This window comes from Phenylobacterium sp. (genome assembly GCF_004799515.1).
GTDB lineage: Bacteria > Pseudomonadota > Alphaproteobacteria > Caulobacterales > Caulobacteraceae > Phenylobacterium.
In genome coordinates this window covers 153,913-171,113 of sequence record NZ_SSMX01000014.1, presented here as the reverse complement: position 1 = coordinate 171,113, position 17,201 = coordinate 153,913, and the positions used below count along the sequence as shown (strand labels likewise).

Here is a 17,201-nt window from a genome sequence, read left to right as displayed (position 1 = left end):
CAGGTCAGGCCGGTTGCGGCTCGAAGCGGACCGACGACGGCGAATGGTGAAGGCAGAGTTGCGCCAGCTGCGGTCATTGGCATCCGTCCGGAAACTCACCGTTCGCGTGGCTCCGCAGGGAGAGATCGCCAACGGCGCGTTTCGGGCGGCGATCCAACGCGAAATAACGACCCATCTCGGACCTTCAAGACCAAGCCGGTCGGCGCGGTTGGCGCTAGCGAACCGTCGCCGCGATGGCCCTGCAGTCATAGGGCGCTGACGGGCCGGCGCAGAAGTCCGGCCAGACGCCGGTGGCGCGCCAGATCGCGACCAGGCCGCGTCGGGCCGCGAGGCTCATGAACCTCGGGTCGCGGCGAAAGGTTGTCGCGCTAGCCCGGAACAGCAGCCCGTCGTTCTCCTCGTCAGCCCCTCCTGGGGCTGCGAGCGCGTTGCGGTAGGCGGCGTCGATCTTTCCCATCTCGGAAAGCCGGAGCGCATCCGGCAACCGGTCATCTCCTGGCGCGGCGGCAGCCCTGGCGTCCAACTGCGCCGTCACCGCGGCGATGTTCGCGGCGCTGGGATCCTGCCGCATCCGCAGCCAGAGCAAGACAAACGACAACCGATCCGGGTCACGCAGGCTGGGACGTTGCGGGTCGTCCAGCATCGCGCGCGCCTTCTGCGGATCGCCGATCTTGAGCTCAACCCCGAACGCTTGGTCCCATATGATCGCGTTTTGCGGCCAGAGGCGCAGGGCTCGATCAATTAGGGTCTGCGCCTCATCCGTCTGGCCGTCGAAGGCCAGGGCGGAGAACAGAGTGGCGGTTTTCACAGGGTCCAATGGGTCCGCCGCCATCGACCGCCGATAGTAGACAATCGCCTCGTCGGACCGGCCGACGCGCTTCAATTCCTTCGCCATGGCATTGTTCAGCTCTGAGCTGTCAGGTTCGACCTTGAGGCCCTGTCCAATCGTGTCGACCCGACGCTGCCAGTTGGCGATCCCCGGCAGGGTCTGGGCGATGGCGTAGTAGGCGATGCCGGTCTTCGGATCGAGCGCCAGCGCCCGCCTCGCGTTCGCGGTGGCCTCGCGGAAGGTCGCGGCGTCGCGCGCCGGGTCAGACCCATCGACGGTCAGGGCCTGAGTTGTCGCCAGATCGGCCCAGGCGCGCGCGAACCGAGGCTCCAGCACCGTGACCTGCCGCAGCGGTTCGAGCGCTTCGTTCAGCCGGTATTGTTCGATGAAGTCGCAGGCCCGCAGATACAGCCGGTTGGCTTCGTCAGAGATTCGCGCGGCGCCGCCGTGCCGGGTGCTTAGCGCGCAATTGATCACGGCGTCGGACTTGGTGGCGATCTGCTCGCGCAGGACGTCTGGGCGGCCAGGATCACCAACGAAATCGTTGGCCCAGAGGATCGCCCCGCCGCGGGCGTTGGTCAGTTGCACATGCGCCTGCAGCCGGCTGGCGATTGTCGCGACATTGCCGGAGACGATCAGATCGACATCCTTGGAGCGCACCGACGCCTCGCCCGCCTGACCCACGACGATCTGCGCCGGGTTGCCGACCAACGCGTGGGTCAGGTCCCCCGACAATCCCAGCATCACCTCCTGGGCCGGCGCATCACCCCCTGCGGCGTGCAAGGGCTCCACCGACAGCACCCGGTGGACCGCGTTGGATCGCAAGCCCCACGCCGTGGCCGCGCAAGCGCAGACCATCAGGAGAGCTGCGGCGGCCAGCAGGCCAGTCCGGCGTCCCGGGACGCCCATCATCGGCCTCTCCGCCCGTGGCCCCGCGCCGAACGCTATCGGCGACGCCTCGCCCGCGGCCGCGGCCGTGACCTCAAGCCGATAGCCGACGCCAGCGACCGTCATGATCTTGAACGGAGGTTCGCTCCAGGTCGCCGCGAGCCGGCGAAGCTCGGCGATGCCTCGGCGGATCGCGTCATCACCGACCGCGAGGCCGGCCCAGCAGCGTTGAACCAGCTCGTCCTGCGACACCACCTCGGCCGTCGGATGCGCCAGGGCGACCAGCACTTGCATGATCCGGGGCTGCAGAACATGCGCCGCGCCGAGGCCTTCCACCTCGCGCCGCGACGGGCGAACCCGCAGCGCGCCGAGGTCGAAATCGGGCTCCTGTGACAGGTCGATGCGGCCGGCGTTGACGGAGGAACTCATGACGGATCAAGCGTCGACGCCCGCGATTGCACTCGCCGGTCACGCTACCACAACTCCTGGCCGGACGAAGATCGGCAAGAAATCGGCCTCTGACCACGCATCGATCACAACCGGATTTTCGCGTTGCAGCGGACACTTCTCGTGACGCCCGAGGTCGGGCGAGAGTTCACGGGAGTATCTTATGAGCCATTCACGTCGCGGCGCATCGCAGGCCATCGGGGGCGTGGTGGGAGCTGCACTGGCGGCGACCGCCCTTCTCACCGCCGCAGCACCGGCCAATGCGCAGACCTTGATCGACGTCGCCGATAACGGGACCGGCTCCATAGGCTTCTTGCTATCCAGCAACAACGTCGCCATCGCGCAGAGCTGGACCCAGACCATCGCCGCCTCCAATGTGTCGGTCGCCGCCGTCGTCAACACCAACGGCGACACGGTCGCCGCGCCCAGATGGTGGATCACGACCGAAATCGGTCTCGGCACAGGCATCGGCGATGTGGTGGCGTCAGGCGTCTATTCGCCGCCGGCGTCCTCGCCCATCGGCTTTGGCGACGCGGACTATACGACCCTCGCCACGGGGCTCAATCTCGCGGCCGGGACCTACTACCTCGTCCTCGGCGGTGACATGGGCGCCGCGCTTATCGGCGACGAATGGGAGGGCGGCTTTCCTTCGGAGCTGACGGTCAGCCAAGCGCCCGGATTTACCCTTGGCGACGCCTACGGCAGCTCAACGAGCGCCGGGTTTGGGCCCAGAGGCGTCTTCACCGACGAAACGACGAGCGTAGACGACAACGGCGTACGAGAGAGCCTTCGCCTCGAAAGCGTGCCCACCGGCGCCACCGGCGGAGCCGTCCCCGAGCCCGCAGCCTGGATGTTGATGATCACCGGTTTCGGTCTCGCTGGCGCGGGGCTTCGGTTTCGCCGGCGCCGGCGCGGGCAAGTCGCGCGCATGTCGATGAAAACCAGGACGCGGCTGCTGGCGGGCGCCTCTATCGCGAGCGCGTTGAGCGCGGCCGGCGCAGCCGGCGCGGCCACTTATGATTTCACCGTCACCTTCGAGGCCTCGGGAACGCTCGACGGCGCGGCGTTCACCGACCAGGCCTTGGTGATGACCGGCCAGGCCACGAAGACCTCACCGGTGGAGACCTACGCGCCGAACGAGGTCTACAACATCGCGCTGTCGTCCGAGGGCGTGACCGGCACGCTGGACTCCGGTTCGGCGTTCGACGTGCAGTTCGAGCACCTTGGCGTCGCCTATGCCTTCGGCACGACGGGCGGGGCGGGCCTTGCGGGCATCTATTTCACTATCGTCGGCGTCGATGAGGTGGACGCGCTCCGCGGGTTTGACCTCGGGCGATCGATCGGGCCGCTAACCAGCCCGGTCAACTACGAGGCCAGCTCCATCGCAACGACGGGCGGCGAACTCGAGCTCGACACGTTCCAGGGCGCCGCCACCTTCCAAGAGACCGTGACGCCAACGGCGGGCGTTCCGGAGCCGGCCTCCTGGGCGCTGATGATCGGCGGCTTTGCGCTGGCGGGCGCCGGGCTTCGGCACAGCCGCAGATCGCGCGCGCCGGCCGCGAAGGCCGCGTCCCAAGAGCTGGCTGGACTTCCCTTGGCGATGGTTACGATGGGCGCCCGCTAACCACCCATTGCCGACCTGTGGCTAGTCCGCCTACCGTGACTGCTCAGCTATCTGCCGGGGGGGCGGCATGGACATCCACAAGCCTAAGCCGTGGCATGGCCTTCGGGAGTTCCTGAAAGAGTACCTGATCATCGTCGTCGGCGTGCTGACGGCGCTGGGAGGCGAGCAGGCGGTCGAAGCTTCGCACTGGTCGCGGCAGACGGGCGAGGCCAGACACGCCCTCGGACGGGAGTTCAGCATCGACATCGCCTATCTGGACAGCAACGCCAGCCAAAATGACTGCATGCGCGTGCGCCTGGACCAACTCGAGCAGTGGGCTCGCGGCGGTCCGCGCCCTGCCGGAGAAACGCTCCGGCCGATCCTGTTCTACCTACAGACCAGCACCCGGAACGTCATCAATTCGGGCCAGATCACGTCGCATTTCCCCCTTGGGGAGCAGGTCAGAAACGCTCAGCTCGCCAGCATCCTGGATAACCAGATCGGCATCATCGTCGATGAGCGAAAGACCTGGATGACCATCAGCGCCCTTGCGTCACAGCCGGTTCCGGATGAGGTCGAACGGCGAAGTCTGCGTCAGGCCGTCGGAGAGGCCCGCGCTCTGCTCATTCGGGACGAGAACAATGCCGCAATCATTCGTCGCGCGCTGACGCCGCTGGCGATCAAGGGTGAATTGCCTCTAGCGCTCGCGGCCGGCAAACCGGGCGCCTTCTGTCGCGCCATGGGGATGGAGCCTCCTTCTTCCAGCTCGACTGGACCGGCTCAGCGTCGGTGACACACCGCCGGCTGGCTAACGTCCGCTTTCCCCCAATTCTCCACCGTTCGGAACGTCCGCTGACGGGCGTCGCCGCTACGAGGTCTAGAATGCCGCTAGCTGGGCGGGCGCTGCCCATCGGAGGCGAGCCATGGCTCAACTCGATCTTTTCCGAATTCCCAAGCGGCCCTGGAACTCAGGTCGCATTATCGGCGCGAAGCCCCCGCTTAAGCCGAAGCACGTCTGGGGCATACGCCAGTACCTGAGAGCCGCAGGCAAGATTCGCGACTTGGCGATGTTCAATTGCGCAATCGACGCCAAGCTTCGCGGGTGCGACCTGGTCAAGCTCAGGGTGAGCGACGTGGCGCCGGGTGGTGTCTTGCGCCAGCGAGCAACGGTCATCCAGCAGAAAACAGGGCGACCCGTTCCGTTCGAGATTACCGAGCCCACTCGGGACTCGCTCACAGCGTGGCTGGCGCGCCGGGGCAAGCGGCCAGACGATTGGCTCTTCCCCAGCCGATCGCGCCCCGGCGACCATGTGACCACCCGGCAATACGCCCGTCTGGTCGGCCAATGGGTCGCGAGAATCGACCTGGAGCCTCACGCGTATGGCACACACAGCCTCAGGCGGACGAAGGTGGCCTTAGTCTACAAGAAGACCGGCAACCTGCGCGCCTGCCAGCTGCTGCTCGGGCATCGAAAGCTGGAGAGCACGGTTCGCTACCTTGGCATCGAAGTCGACGACGCCTTGGAGTTGTCGGAGCAGATTGAGATCTGACATGGTCGTGCCCGCTTGGAGACATTCGAGCAGCTCCAGAAAGGCGCCGCTCCGCTAGGGACCACATCTCCCTTACCCACAACGCCGCTGCCCGCGCGGCCGCGCCGCCTTTCGCGAGCGCCGCCGCAAAGGTCCGCATCAGCCTTCGGCCGGCGCAACGGGCACGAAGATGTGCTGGTGGCCGCGCGCCACGAGCAGCAGCACCGGCTTGCCGCCCGCCTGGGCGGTCTTCACCGCCCGCGCGAGATCGGCCGGCGCCTGGACCGGAAGCGCCCCGGCCTGGACGATGACGTCGCCGGGACGCAGGCCCTTGCTCGCCGCATCTGATCCCGGCGCCACACCGGTGACACGGACGCCCTGCCCCGACGCCTGCGGCGCGACCCGTAGGCCGAGCGCACTCGCCCCTGACCCGTGGCCATCCGTGAAGGCCCCGTCACTCGCGGCCAGCGCTTCCTCCGAGGGCCGGACACCCGAGGTCACCGCGATCTGGCGCGTCTGCCCGTCGCGCCGGACTTCGAGCCGCACCGAAGCGCCGGCCCCGTCCTGGGCCACCTGGCGGGTCACGTCCGCGGCGCCGGCGACAGGTTGGCCATCGACCTTCAGGATCAGGTCGCCCGAGCGCAGGCCCGCAGCCTCCGCCGGCCCGCCGGGAACGACCTCGGCGACAAGGGCGCCCTTCCCGGTCAGGCCGAGGCTCTCGGCGATGTCCGGGGTGACGTCCTGCACCGTGGCCCCGATATAGCCGCGGCTGACCCTGCCCTTGGCGATGAGTTGCTTGCTCACCGAGGCCACGACGTCGGCCGGGATGTCGAAGCCGATGCCGACCGAGCCGCCGGAGGGCGTGAAGATCGCGGTGTTCACACCGACCACGCGGCCCTCGAGGTCGAAGGTCGGCCCCCCGGAGTTGCCGCGATTGATCGGCGCGTCGATCTGCATGTAGTCGACGTAGTTGGAGTCCGAGACGCCCCGCCGACCCAGCGCCGAGACGATGCCGGCGGTCGCTGTCCCGCCGAGATTGAAGGGGTTGCCGATCGCCACGACCCAATCGCCGACCCGCGGCTTTGCACGGTCCTCGAAGCTCACGAAGGGCACGCCGGTCGCCTGCACCTTGAGCACCGCAAGGTCGGTGGCCGGGTCGCGGCCGACCACCTGGGCTTTCAGCGTCCGGTCGTCGGCGGTGTGGACGGTGATCCGCTCGGCGCCCGCCACGACGTGGTTGTTAGTGACGAGGTATCCGTCACGGGAGATGAAGAATCCCGACCCGGCGCCGCGGAAGGGCGTGCGCGACGGAGCCTGCAGCCCCGGCCCGAAGAAACGGCGCAGGTCGAACGGCAGCCCGTCGCTGTCTGAATCGTCGGGATCGGCGAAGGGCGAGGTTTCGTCGGGCGCGAGTCCGATGGCCTGCGGACCGCGCCGGCCTTCGACCTCGATGGAGACCACCGCCGGCGCGACGCGCTGGATGATGTCGGCGAAGGTGTTCGGGGTCGCCGCGGCGGCGATCGGATGGGCGTTCACCGCGCCGTCGGCGGCGATGCCCGCGTGGGCCATGTAGCCGCCGGCGGCGGCCAGGCTGAGGGCGATCGCGCCGGCGCCAGCGCCAGCGAGCAGCTTGCGGGATATCGTCATGTTCAGGTCCTTCAACTGATCTGGGCCGCGGCCGCGTCGCGCCACGGCAGAGGATGGGATGCGGTTGGATGGGATCGGGCGCGCCTAAGGGCCCCTGAGCGCAGCGGCCAGCGCCACAAGGCCCGCGGCGGCCGGGATAAGGACCAACAAGAGCTTGCCGAGGCTAGTGAACCTCACCGCCATCGGCGCCCTCCCAACGGTCCAGCCGCGCCAGCGCCTCGCGCACGTCGTCGAGAGGAACGGGCTCTGCGGTCCCGAGCAACCAGCGGAGCTTCGGCTCGTCCTGGACGGCCGAGGCGTCGGAGGCCCAGGACGCCAGGATGGCGCGTTTGTCAGGGAGGTCGAGGTGCGGGTCCTTGAGCACATCGCGGGGATGGCTAAACCCGACGGCGGGGCGAAGCCACCGCTCAAGGGCGGCGCCCAGGCCTTGCGATTGGATGAGCTGTTCTGACGTTGCGAGCCGCATAGGCCCATCTCCTGAACCTGTCCTTTCTCGTTCGCCCGGACCGGGCGATCCCGCCGGGCGGCGAATTATTTGGAAGCCGCCGAAAAGGTTTCAAGGGGTCTCATGCGAAGAGGCGCGCTCCGCGAAGACCGTCGAAAATGAACTGCACGGCGAGCGCCGCGAGGATCATGCCGGAGAGCCGCGCAACGACATTGGAGGCGGTCGTGCGCAGAATGCGATGCAGGATGTCCGTAGACACCAGGCAGACGTAGGTCAGCGCCAGGCAGGCCAGCATGCAGGCCACGACCACCCCGGCCTTCACCGGGTCCGCCTCCGTGCGGCCCATGAGCAGGACCACTGCGGTCAAGCTGGCCGGGCCGGCGATCAGCGGGAACGCCAGGGGAAAGACCGCGATGTCGCCGGGTTCCAGCGCTTCCCGCTCCTCGGTACGGGTCAGCGCCGACAGGCCGATCCCATGGGCGAAGATGAGTTCGGTGGCCTGGATCAGCAGCAGGATGCCCCCGGCGACGCGGAAGGCGTCGAGGCTGATATGCAGGGCCGCGAGCATCGCCACCCCAAACAGCGCGAAGGCGATCAGCACGGCGCCCGCGATCATGACGGCCTGCCAGGCGAGCCGCAGGCGTTCGGGGCGATGCACGCCGGCGGTCAGGCTCCCGAAGACCGCGGCGGTTTCCACCGGCCCGAACGCGACAAGCAGGGTGGCCACCGCCGTCGTGGCGAGCTCCGCGATAGTCATCAGTCCACCGTCTCACGAGACCAGAGCGAGGCCTGAAGCAGCGAGGGCCCGTCGAAAGACGCCGGCCGCGCCGGGATCCACCCGGTCCAATTCCGCGAGGGCCGGCGCCGCCTCCGCGCTCAGAAGGCCGTCGCGACCCTCAACGAGAAGGGCGTGCAGCCATGCGCAGAGCGCGACGCGTTTTTCGTCGGGCGACAGGCTGACGTGACGCGCGAGCCACTCCGGGCGGCTGAAGGCGTCGTGGGGAGCGCGCAGTATGTCGGCGAGACGCGGCGGCGTGACCGGCGTGGCGATATCGTCTCGCCACGCCGCCGAATGCGCCCGCGGTTCGAAGGTCGATGTCATGGCTTGTCTCCTGGAAGATCGGGCGCCCGGCCCCTGCAGGACCGGGCGCCACCTCGGACGGCGCGAGCGATCTGGACCGCCGTCGCGCCCTCATCACCTCACCAGCGGTGTCCGTAGTAGCGCCAGTGCGCCGGGCGCCAGTCGGGCCGCCAGTAGGCGTTGTGGTCCCAGTACCAGTAGCGGTAGGGCCGATAGACCCAACGGCCGTCCACCCACACCCAGGGCTGGTACCAGTCCGGGCCGTAGACCGCCGCCGGGGCGACCGGGGGTCCAGCGTAGGCGAACACCGGCGCGCCGGCGGCGACCGCATAGCCGGGCGGACAGGCCGCGCCCGGCGTCGCGCTGGCCCCTAGGGCCGCGCCAGCGGTGGCGCCCAGGGCGCCGCCGAGCACGGCGCCGCCGACCTTTTCGCCATGACCGGCGAGGCCAGAGCCGGCGATCGCGCCCAGCACGCCGCCGATGGCGGCGCCGGCGGCGGTGTTGTTGCGCTTGTCGACGCAGTACTGCGCGGCCCACCTGCTGTATTGGTCGGCATAGGTCCGATCGGCGTCCTGCGCGGCGCGGTCGTAGATCGATCCGGTCGCTTCGGCGCCCGCCGGCGGCGGGGCGTATTGGCCGCTCGGCGGCGCGGTCGCCTGCGGCGTGGGCTGTGCGGCTGCAGCGGTCTGCAGGCCGACGCTCAGCGCGAGGCCAGCGGCCAAGGCCTTCGCGCTTGCGGAGCCCAGGCGTTCGCGCCCGGTGCGGGGTTTCGACGAGACATGCACGTTCATGGCGATCCTCCTTTCAGGACGTGCAAAAGGGAGCCCTGGCCCGGTCGGGCCGAGCCAAGGCGCCAAGCTATGGAGTCGGAGTTGGGACTAGGCGGCGCGGCGGCGCGGTCGGGTGTCCTGCAGTTGCCGCTCCGCGCCCGCCGAGGCTTGCGCGGCGATCTCGATCCGCCGCGGCTTCATGGCCTCCGGCACCTCGCGCGCGAGGTCGATCGACAGCAGGCCATTGGCGTAGTTCGCGGCGCGAACGACCACGTAGTCGGCAAGCTCGAAACGATGCTCGAAGTTCCGGCCGGCCAGACCGTGATGCAGGAACTGGCGGCCGTCGTCGGCCTCGCCCTTGCGCCCGGCCACCACCAGAAGGTTGGGCTGGGCCGTGATCTCCAGGTCTTCGGGCCGGAAGCCCGCAGTGGCGATCGTGATCCGGTAGGCGTCGTCGCCGATCTTTTCGATGTCGTAGGGCGGATAGGCCCGATCGCTGGCGGTCTTCATCGACATTTCGATGAGGTCTGCCATCCGGTCGACGCCAATCATCGACCCATACAGGGGAGAGAAGTCAAAAGCCGTTCTCATTTCCATCTCCTCGAACGAGCAAGTTGGACGTGAAGAGCGCCCGGACGCGGACGCCCTGACCTTTGCCGAGCCCTTCCGGCGCTCGACGGCGGGGGATTTAATTCAAGGCGTTTGAGCGTCAAGAGGCCTGCCGAAAAAATTTCTTGGGGCGGAGAACGGCCCAACCGTGCCCTTGATCGCGCCGAGCCAGTCTCGTGAAAGCGCGCTTGGTTCGCGACCGGAACCAGACGTCCCGAAGGTGTCCTTAGAGTCAGGGCCGGTCCAAGCGCCAACGTCTCAGATGCGCCACGAGCGGACCTTAGGACCGGTCCGGAAACAGGACGTCCGCCGCGGCTAACAGGGCTGATAGTCGGAATGCTGCATCGACAATTCAAAATTGGCGCTTCACCTCTGCGATGCAACTCGCCCATGCGAGTTCCACCTCGTCCTTCGTAACGCCCGCGACGATCTCGTGGTTGTTGCGGTGACGCGCGGTCCCGAACTGCTCGAGAACGGCCTGCTCCATGCGGAAGGCGGCCATGGCGGTAGGCCAAAGATGCTTCATGCCCGGGCCATAGGTCAGCCCGCCGAGCGCCGGCATAGCGGCATGATTGAACGTGCGCATCCGAGCTTCCCAGTCGAAGGCCCAGCCGATCTTGTAGCCGAGCTGCGTGGGCATCCGCGCACCCAGTCCCGGCGCGGTTAGCGCCAGCGCATAGGTGAAGGCGGGGGCTCGGCGCATGTGCATCACGCCTGCGCGGGTGGTTGTCGGCGGCGGAGCCCCTCTCCGTCGGGCGACATCATCCCCTTCGATCCGAGCCGTCTCCACGATCGACTGCGCCAGGGCCGCTGGCGTGCGTGGCAGCGCCAGCACCCGTGCGGCTTCATCCGGCGTCAGGGGGACGATCCCTTGCGCGGAATCCATAGCAAACGATCTGTCGCTAATGTCCGCCAGCTTTACGCGGGGCTCATCGAACCGCCACGCCGCCCTGTTGAGCAGGCCGAAGGGCCACTTGTATTCGCCGCGTTCGTTGAAATCCTCCGCGCGGTCGGCCTTCAAGTAGTCGAGCGCCATGACCGGCTCGGTCGTCGGCTCCATGAGGCCTAGGAGCCTATTTTGCTCGCCTTCCTCGGTCTCCGGACCCATGGTCCCAACGAGCGCGACGGTGTCGCCAGGCTGCAGCTGCGAGCGCGCCCGCCGGCGCCAGCCTTCGGTGGAAAACTGTAGAGGGCCTACGGGCTCGCCGTACCCCCAGACCTTAGTCATCCAGACCGTCAACGTCGCCGCTCCGGAAAGCCTAGCCTGGTGCAGGCAAAATCCACCATAGAAGACGGAATTCACCGCCACTATGCCAGAACGCACCTAGTACGGATACGCGCGTTCCGTATGCGTGCCGCCACTTTGGCGGCTGACCCGGCTCTCTAGAACTTTGGAAGTCACCATCCACACCTTTTTCCACTGAAATTCCGCTCAATCCTCGGCCGCGGCGGGACTCGTAACGAGCGAATCGTGTATGCGTGTATTCGTTCGCAGGAGGCTCGGGATGGCTCTCAAAGATTTGGTCGCGCAGAAATCGGCTCTGACTGAAGAGGCTATCGAGGCGATCATCAAGGACTTCGTGCGTTATGATCCGGAGGAGCGCGACATTGCGTTCACCCCGGAGTTCGCCGCCCTGGGCAACAAGGGGAAAATCCTTGTGTATCTCGTTGCCCTCCAAGGCTGGTCGTTCGTCGTCGACGATCTGGTCACGGTTGAAACGAAGCCAGCCGACCTCGACGAAAAGCTAGGCATCCCTGGTGGGTCACTGCGCCCTCTCCTTAAGGACCTGAAGGACCGCCACTTGGTGGTCTCCAAAGGCGCTGGATACTCGGTCCGCGCTTCCAGCCTCGCGGCGATCCAACGTGAACTGGAGCAGAAGGCGGGTTTATCTGCCCCGGCCCGCCGCCGGAAAAGCCAGAAGCGCACGAAGTCGACCAATAATGACGACGCTTCGTCTCGCGAGGATGCGCAAAAGCCGGACATCAAGGGCGATCGGAAGCGGGCCAGTGGCAGTGACTTGGGGGAGACCTTCCGCAGCTGGATCGCCGAAGGATACTTCGACAAGCCAAAGACCCTGTCCGACGTTCAGGCCCGCTTCCACCAAGAAGCCATTCTGATCCCGCGCACGAGCATCCCGAAATATTTGCTGTCGGGTGTAAGGGACAAACTGCTGTCCCGCGAAAAGCAGGACGTTAGCGGTAAGCAACTTTGGGTCTATCAGACGAAGAAGAAGTAGCCATTGCGCTCCGTCATTCAAAAAAACCTGTCGTCGAAGATTGATCCTGCGGTCGTCAAAGCCCTTCTCGACACGTACGAGAAGATGGTGGCGGAACGTCGTAAATGGGCGGCTGCCCCGTGTTCATGTCGTTGTAGACTTCGACGTCCGTAGATAGCTGCACGCAGTCTCCGACAATCTGCTCCCGGCGCTGCACAAACGCCTTCTGCATATGCTCGCGCGGGGCCTCGCCCATCATGGCCCAGAAGGTGAGCTGCACACCGCCCTTGGTGACCCTGACAGCATGGTTCTTGCGGTAGCGCCGACCCAGGTGATCGGTGCCGTATTCCTCCCGCAACGCCCGCGCCATATCTTCAGCAAGCTTGTCGTAAGGGTCGGGCGGCCCGACTACGATCATCCCCCGCTCAACGCCCCATTTCACGGCGTCGCGCGCGGACGATGGCAGGAAGCCATTGGCCTCCTCAAAGGCGTGCCAGACCCGCTGTAGCTGTTCGTTATAGGTGGCCACTTTTGGCTCCTAAAGGGTTACGGGCGCCGCAACGCCCCATCCGTCAACCATGCTCCCAGGCAGCAGGTGCTGCCTGATCTTGACCTTGTGCCGAGTGAGGTAGTCGTAGCGGCCCATCCGGCGCTGTAGTTGTCCGACGACAATGCCGGGATGCCGCTGCAAGCGCCGCGCGAACCCAAGAACATCGCGCTCGTAGAAGTAGGGGTTCTTCCGAATATAGAAGGACTCCAAGTCATCAGCGGGCACGCAGAGGTTCGCCGCCGCAGCGTTTGCCTTCCGCTCTTCAAGCGGCAAGTCATCGCCCTGGCCGGCGGCTTCCCCTTCAAGATCCACGTCAACCATGGGTTCATCTCGCCCATCTCCGTTCAGGGCATGGGCGCACTCATGCCCCAAGACGAACCAGAAGTTGTCGATGCGGTCGAAGCGCGTCGTCAGGCCAATGACAGGTGCGTCGTCGAGCCAAAAGCAGACGCCATCAATGTTGGCCTTGGGCAGCGTTTCCACGACGGCGAAACGCACTCCGCAGTCGCCCAGAAGCCGCGGAACATGGCGGATTTCTTCGGGGTCCATCATGTACCGAGGAAACTCCGCGACGAGCGCCTTGAGTTTACTTTCCGAGTAGGTCGGGACGACCATCTCGGCTGCGATCTGCTTCACGCGAAATAGCCACGCCAGCTGCGAAGGCGTCGTTTCGGTGTAGTCCTGCTTCTTGGCGGCATGCGCCAGATGGGGGATTTGCCCCACGTCGTTGACGTGAAAGAAGCGCATCATCTGCGCTTCGAGCATGGCGACGTCGGTATCCTCCAGCCAGCCGCGCCTGATCATCTCGCGGATAGGATAGGACCCCTGAAGCAGTGCCCGGCGCGCAATGGCCGGGTCAGGTTCCCTGGCGTTCGCCATCTCATACATCTTCTGGAGATTGGCGAAGTATTCCGCCGACACATCCAAGGCCCCGCCAAGGGCCTTGGCCATCTCCGGGCTGATGCCGCGCTTACCGCCCAGGATCAGATTTATCGTCTGTTCCGGCACACCAAGGATGAAGGCGAAGTCGCGTTGCGACCACCCACGCTCCTCCAACTCCTCCCGAAGAAATTCCCCGGGATGAGGGACGTCAGTAAGACAAGATGCGAAACTCATTTTACCTCCTCCTCAGTGCGGGTCGCCGATGAAATTGATGGTGACGACATGCGGTCTTTGCGTGTCGTCGAGCGTAAAGCGTATTCTGTACTGGTCGTTCACTGCAATCTGAGTTTCATTCTCGGCTAGGTCTATATTACCAGCCAATAGAAATAGGTTTTCGTGAGTGGTCTTAGTAATTGTCGCGGGCTTTAGAGGATTGCCAGTTGCCTTAAATATGGGATCCAAAGACTCGGCGATATTGGCGTTTGGATTATTCTTGTAGAAATCACTGAAATCTTCGACCCCATCAAACCCAAGAACCGTTCCAGTCAGGTTACATTGGGGATCGCCATCTACTATTAGTACGCGACGACCATGCTCGGCCATGGCCCAGCCAAGATTGAACGTGGTTGTAGTCTTGCTGACGCCGCCCTTGTGGTTGAACAACGATACAATAGGAACCATTTTTCGCACCCCCCTCACCCTGGGGGAAAACCTACCACCTTTGCGCGCATGACGCCCAGCAATGTCTGAATCGGCGATCATTTGCGAACGGCACCAACATCGCGGAGTGGGTGCGCACCGTGACGGCCGTTTCGCAGCTGAAATTCAAACTGACCCACTACCCCGTTTCATCGGAAAAACAGGCCCGGGCGGAGGCCATGCTGGGCGAGGTCGCCGAGCTGGCGCTGGCGATGGCGCGGGAGTTGGCGGTGCGGGCGCGGGCCAGCGAGGATCTCGACGAGACCCTCGCGCTGACCGAGGCCTTCCAGAAGACCACGCGGGTGCTGCGCCTGACGCTCGCGCTGGACGTCAAGCTCGAGCGCGCGGCCGCCCGCGACGCGAAGGACGCGGCCCGCGAGGCGGAAGCCGCCGCGGCGCGGGTCGAAACCATCGCCGCCATGGCCTCGGCGCTGCCGGTCCGCGATGACGTCTGGCGCCGCAAGGGCCGGGTGAAGAACCTCCTGAACCGCCTCCTCTGGACCGAGTCCGAGGGCGACGAGGAGGACTTCGAGGTGCTGACCGACGACCTCGCCGCGCGCCTCGACGAGGCCGCGCTCAGCCCAGATTTCGAGGCGCTGCCCATCGAGGTCCTGGCCCGGCGCATGATCGCCGACATGGGGCTGTCCGGCGCGGTGACCCTGAGCCTCTGCGAGCCGCCCCTTCAGGACGCCGGAGGCTCCCCGCCCCCGCTCGCCGACACCGGCTGAGGCGCGAGGCCCTAGTATACCACCACGCTGCGGATGCTCTCCCCCCGATGCATCAGGTCGAAGGCCTCGTTGATGCGGTCGAGCGGTAGGGTGTGGGTGATCATCGGGTCGATCTCGATCTTGCCGTCCATGTACCAGTCGACGATCTTCGGCACGTCGGTGCGCCCGCGCGCGCCGCCGAAGGCCGTGCCTTTCCAGACCCGGCCGGTGACCAGCTGGAAGGGCCGCGTGGCGATCTCCCGGCCGGCCTCGGCCACGCCGATGATCACGCTCTCGCCCCAGCCGCGGTGGCAGGCCTCCAGCGCCTGGCGCATGACCTCGGTGTTGCCGGTGCAGTCGAAGGTGTAGTCGGCCCCGCCGTCGGTGAGCTGCACCAGATGCGCCACCAGGTCGCCGTCGACGGTCTTCGGATTGACGAAGTGGGTCATGCCGAACCGGCGGCCCCATTCCTCCCGCGCAGGGTTGATGTCGACGCCCACGATCATCCCCGCGCCCACCAGCTTGGCCCCCTGGATGACGTTGAGGCCGATGCCGCCCAGGCCGAACACCACGACGTTGGCGCCGGCCTCCACGTCGGCGGTGTTGACCACCGCCCCGACGCCCGTGGTCACGCCGCAGCCGATGTAGCAGGCCTTGTCGAAGGGCGCGTCGGTGCGGATCTTCGCCACCGCGATCTCCGGCAGCACGGTGTGGTTCGAGAAGGTCGAGCAGCCCATGTAGTGGAAGACGGCCTGGCCTTTGTAGGAGAAGCGGCTGGTCCCGTCGGGCATCAGGCCCTTGCCCTGGGTGGCGCGGATCGCGGTGCAGAGGTTGGTCTTGCGGGAGAGGCAGCTTTTGCACTGGCGGCATTCGGGTGTGTAGAGCGGGATCACGTGGTCGCCCGGCTTGACGCTGGTGACGCCCGCGCCGACCTCGACCACCACGCCGGCGCCCTCATGGCCCAGGACCGAGGGGAACAGGCCCTCCGAATCCAGGCCGTCCAGGGTGTAGGCGTCGGTGTGGCAGACGCCCGTCGCCTTGATCTCCACCAGCACCTCGCCGGCCTTGGGGCCCTCCAGGTCCAGCTCCACGATCTCCAGCGGCCTCTTGGCCTCGAAGGCGACGGCGGCGCGGGTCTTCATGGCGGCTCTCTTTTGTTTGATGGCTTTGGGGGGACGGTTTGGGGCGATTTGCGCGGCGCGACCATTTCCCATGCGCACGGGCTTGTGAAGACCTTCCGGCGGTCCGGCGCGCTTCAAAGGCCCCGCTTCGGCAACAGAGCAGCCCGATCGGCGTTAGCGGAACATGAGCGAGCGCCAAACCCCATCCCAGCCGGACCTCACCGAGACCGAACGCAAGGTCCTGCTGGAGGCTTTGCGGGCGCCGGTGTTCGACAACGACCCGGCCGTGATGGGCGCCTGCCTGCGGCTCTGCGGCCGGCGGCTGCTGCAGCGGGCCGGCGGCGCCTCGGCCGCCAACGGCTGGCGCGGCTCGCTCCACGCCTTTGTCCTCACCCGCGACGGCTGGAACCTGCTGAAGGCCGAACGCGGCGGGATGCCGATCCGCCGGGCGGGCTGAGCCCAGGAGACCTGCCATGACCCAACGCCCTGTCCGCCTGACCCTCTTGGCCTCGGGCGCCGCGCTCGCCGCCGCCGCCCTGCTCGCGGCCGGCTGCTCGCGGACCAGCTCGGACGCCGCCGCCACCCAGACCGCCGTCAACGCCCCCCCGTCCGGCGGCTATGGCTCCGGCGGCATCGGCGCCAGCTCCGCCGGCCCGACCTCCGTTCCAACGGGCACGGCCGGGACGACGCCCGCGGCGACGAACACGGCGGTGGACGGCGGCGCCAATGTCGCGGCCAACGCCGCGGCGGCCTCGGCCAACGCGCCCACGATGATCAGCGAAGCCAGCCAGACCGCGGCGGTGACCCCGCTCAGCAGCGCCAACGGCACGGTCCCCGCCAGTCCTGGGGTCGGCGTCGCCGGCGGCTTCGTGATGGCGTCCGCCGCGCCGGGCTCGGCGGCGGCCTCGACCAGCGCCGCGCGTGGCGGCGCCGCGGGCGTCGGCGCAACCAATTCCGGACGGACCGGCGTCATTCCCGCCGTGGGCGGCGCGCGCGGCGGCAGCGGCGTCCTGGGCGCGCCCGGCCCCACCGCCGCCGGCTCATCTACGACCACCCTGGGCGGGGCGCCCGCCGCGGCCGCCGCCAGCACCGGCGTCCCAGCCTCGGCCTCGGCGCCCGGATCGGTCGCGGCCGGGTCCGTCGCGGGTGGCGCGGCCCCACGCTGATCCGGCCTCCGG

General features: G+C 67.0%; 19 protein-coding genes. 7 read left to right on the top strand and 12 right to left on the bottom strand.

The genetic code is table 11. The features are described from left to right. Nucleotides 1–214: 214 nt before the first annotated feature. The gene (locus E8A49_RS06630; RefSeq protein ID WP_293377932.1) at nucleotides 215–2,146 is read right to left on the bottom strand and encodes a winged helix-turn-helix domain-containing protein; all 1,932 of its coding nucleotides are present in this window, start codon (nucleotides 2,144–2,146) and stop codon (nucleotides 215–217) included. Nucleotides 2,147–2,327: 181 nt separating this feature from the next. Between E8A49_RS06630 and E8A49_RS06625 the strand changes: the two genes are divergently transcribed. The 3 genes from E8A49_RS06625 (at nucleotide 2,328) to E8A49_RS06615 (ending at nucleotide 5,317) form a co-directional block, all read left to right on the top strand. Continuing rightward, nucleotides 2,328–3,788 (top strand): PEPxxWA-CTERM sorting domain-containing protein, encoded by a 1,461-nt coding sequence (locus E8A49_RS06625; protein ID WP_293377929.1) that lies wholly within the window; start codon nucleotides 2,328–2,330, stop codon nucleotides 3,786–3,788. Nucleotides 3,789–3,855: 67 nt separating this feature from the next. Continuing rightward, nucleotides 3,856–4,560, top strand: coding sequence for a hypothetical protein (locus E8A49_RS06620; protein ID WP_293377926.1), 705 nt, complete (start codon nucleotides 3,856–3,858; stop codon nucleotides 4,558–4,560). A gap of 130 nt (nucleotides 4,561–4,690) precedes the next feature. Continuing rightward, nucleotides 4,691–5,317 (top strand): tyrosine-type recombinase/integrase, encoded by a 627-nt coding sequence (locus tag E8A49_RS06615; protein WP_293377923.1) that lies wholly within the window; start codon nucleotides 4,691–4,693, stop codon nucleotides 5,315–5,317. A gap of 138 nt (nucleotides 5,318–5,455) precedes the next feature. Here the strand turns inward: E8A49_RS06615 and E8A49_RS06610 are convergent, their stop codons facing one another. The 7 genes from E8A49_RS06610 to E8A49_RS06580 form a co-directional block, all read right to left on the bottom strand. After that, nucleotides 5,456–6,943, bottom strand: a complete 1,488-nt coding sequence (locus E8A49_RS06610) for a Do family serine endopeptidase (protein ID WP_293377921.1) — start codon at nucleotides 6,941–6,943, stop codon at nucleotides 5,456–5,458. A gap of 163 nt (nucleotides 6,944–7,106) precedes the next feature. Then, a complete protein-coding gene (locus tag E8A49_RS06605) occupies nucleotides 7,107–7,409 on the bottom strand; it encodes a hypothetical protein (RefSeq protein WP_293377917.1) in 303 nt (100 codons plus the stop codon). A 100-nt stretch (nucleotides 7,410–7,509) separates the two neighbouring features. Next, nucleotides 7,510–8,145 (bottom strand): MarC family protein, encoded by a 636-nt coding sequence (locus tag E8A49_RS06600; protein WP_293377914.1) that lies wholly within the window; start codon nucleotides 8,143–8,145, stop codon nucleotides 7,510–7,512. A gap of 12 nt (nucleotides 8,146–8,157) precedes the next feature. Continuing rightward, complete coding sequence (locus tag E8A49_RS06595) at nucleotides 8,158–8,490, bottom strand: hypothetical protein (protein WP_293377911.1); 333 nt, start codon at nucleotides 8,488–8,490, stop codon at nucleotides 8,158–8,160. Between the two features lie 98 nt (nucleotides 8,491–8,588). Further along, nucleotides 8,589–9,260: a hypothetical protein gene (locus E8A49_RS06590; protein ID WP_293377908.1), complete on the bottom strand. Its 672-nt coding sequence runs from the start codon at nucleotides 9,258–9,260 to the stop codon at nucleotides 8,589–8,591. Between the two features lie 87 nt (nucleotides 9,261–9,347). Continuing rightward, nucleotides 9,348–9,830 (bottom strand): Hsp20 family protein, encoded by a 483-nt coding sequence (locus tag E8A49_RS06585; RefSeq protein WP_293378030.1) that lies wholly within the window; start codon nucleotides 9,828–9,830, stop codon nucleotides 9,348–9,350. A gap of 370 nt (nucleotides 9,831–10,200) precedes the next feature. Then, nucleotides 10,201–10,884 (bottom strand): hypothetical protein, encoded by a 684-nt coding sequence (locus E8A49_RS06580; RefSeq protein WP_293377905.1) that lies wholly within the window; start codon nucleotides 10,882–10,884, stop codon nucleotides 10,201–10,203. 469 nt (nucleotides 10,885–11,353) lie between these two features. On the opposite strand from E8A49_RS06580, the gene E8A49_RS06575 reads away from it, so the two are divergent. Next, nucleotides 11,354–12,085 carry a hypothetical protein gene (locus E8A49_RS06575; protein ID WP_293377902.1) on the top strand — a complete coding sequence of 244 codons (732 nt, stop codon included), beginning with the start codon at nucleotides 11,354–11,356 and terminating at the stop codon, nucleotides 12,083–12,085. Between the two features lie 55 nt (nucleotides 12,086–12,140). Here the strand turns inward: E8A49_RS06575 and E8A49_RS06570 are convergent, their stop codons facing one another. Genes E8A49_RS06570 through E8A49_RS06560 form a run of 3 tightly spaced genes read right to left on the bottom strand, consistent with a single transcriptional unit; the run spans nucleotide 12,141 to nucleotide 14,258 of the window. Further along, a complete protein-coding gene (locus E8A49_RS06570; RefSeq protein WP_293377899.1) occupies nucleotides 12,141–12,593 on the bottom strand; it encodes a hypothetical protein in 453 nt (150 codons plus the stop codon). Nucleotides 12,594–12,602: 9 nt separating this feature from the next. Then, entirely contained in the window at nucleotides 12,603–13,730 is a 1,128-nt protein-coding gene (locus tag E8A49_RS06565; protein ID WP_293377896.1) for a HigA family addiction module antitoxin, read from the bottom strand. A 12-nt stretch (nucleotides 13,731–13,742) separates the two neighbouring features. Beyond that, nucleotides 13,743–14,258 (bottom strand): ParA family protein, encoded by a 516-nt coding sequence (locus tag E8A49_RS06560; RefSeq protein ID WP_293377894.1) that lies wholly within the window; start codon nucleotides 14,256–14,258, stop codon nucleotides 13,743–13,745. 38 nt (nucleotides 14,259–14,296) lie between these two features. Here E8A49_RS06560 and E8A49_RS06555 point away from each other — a divergent pair, with 38 nt between their 5' ends. Further along, a complete protein-coding gene (locus E8A49_RS06555; RefSeq protein ID WP_293377891.1) occupies nucleotides 14,297–14,923 on the top strand; it encodes a hypothetical protein in 627 nt (208 codons plus the stop codon). Between the two features lie 11 nt (nucleotides 14,924–14,934). On the opposite strand, the gene E8A49_RS06550 is transcribed toward E8A49_RS06555, so the two are convergent. Further along, nucleotides 14,935–16,044, bottom strand: a complete 1,110-nt coding sequence (locus E8A49_RS06550; RefSeq protein WP_293377888.1) for an S-(hydroxymethyl)glutathione dehydrogenase/class III alcohol dehydrogenase — start codon at nucleotides 16,042–16,044, stop codon at nucleotides 14,935–14,937. Nucleotides 16,045–16,207: 163 nt separating this feature from the next. Between E8A49_RS06550 and E8A49_RS06545 the strand changes: the two genes are divergently transcribed. Continuing rightward, nucleotides 16,208–16,480 carry a hypothetical protein gene (locus tag E8A49_RS06545; RefSeq protein WP_293377886.1) on the top strand — a complete coding sequence of 91 codons (273 nt, stop codon included), beginning with the start codon at nucleotides 16,208–16,210 and terminating at the stop codon, nucleotides 16,478–16,480. Between the two features lie 16 nt (nucleotides 16,481–16,496). After that, nucleotides 16,497–17,189, top strand: coding sequence for a hypothetical protein (locus tag E8A49_RS06540; protein WP_293377884.1), 693 nt, complete (start codon nucleotides 16,497–16,499; stop codon nucleotides 17,187–17,189). The last annotated feature ends 12 nt before the right edge of the window (nucleotides 17,190–17,201 follow it).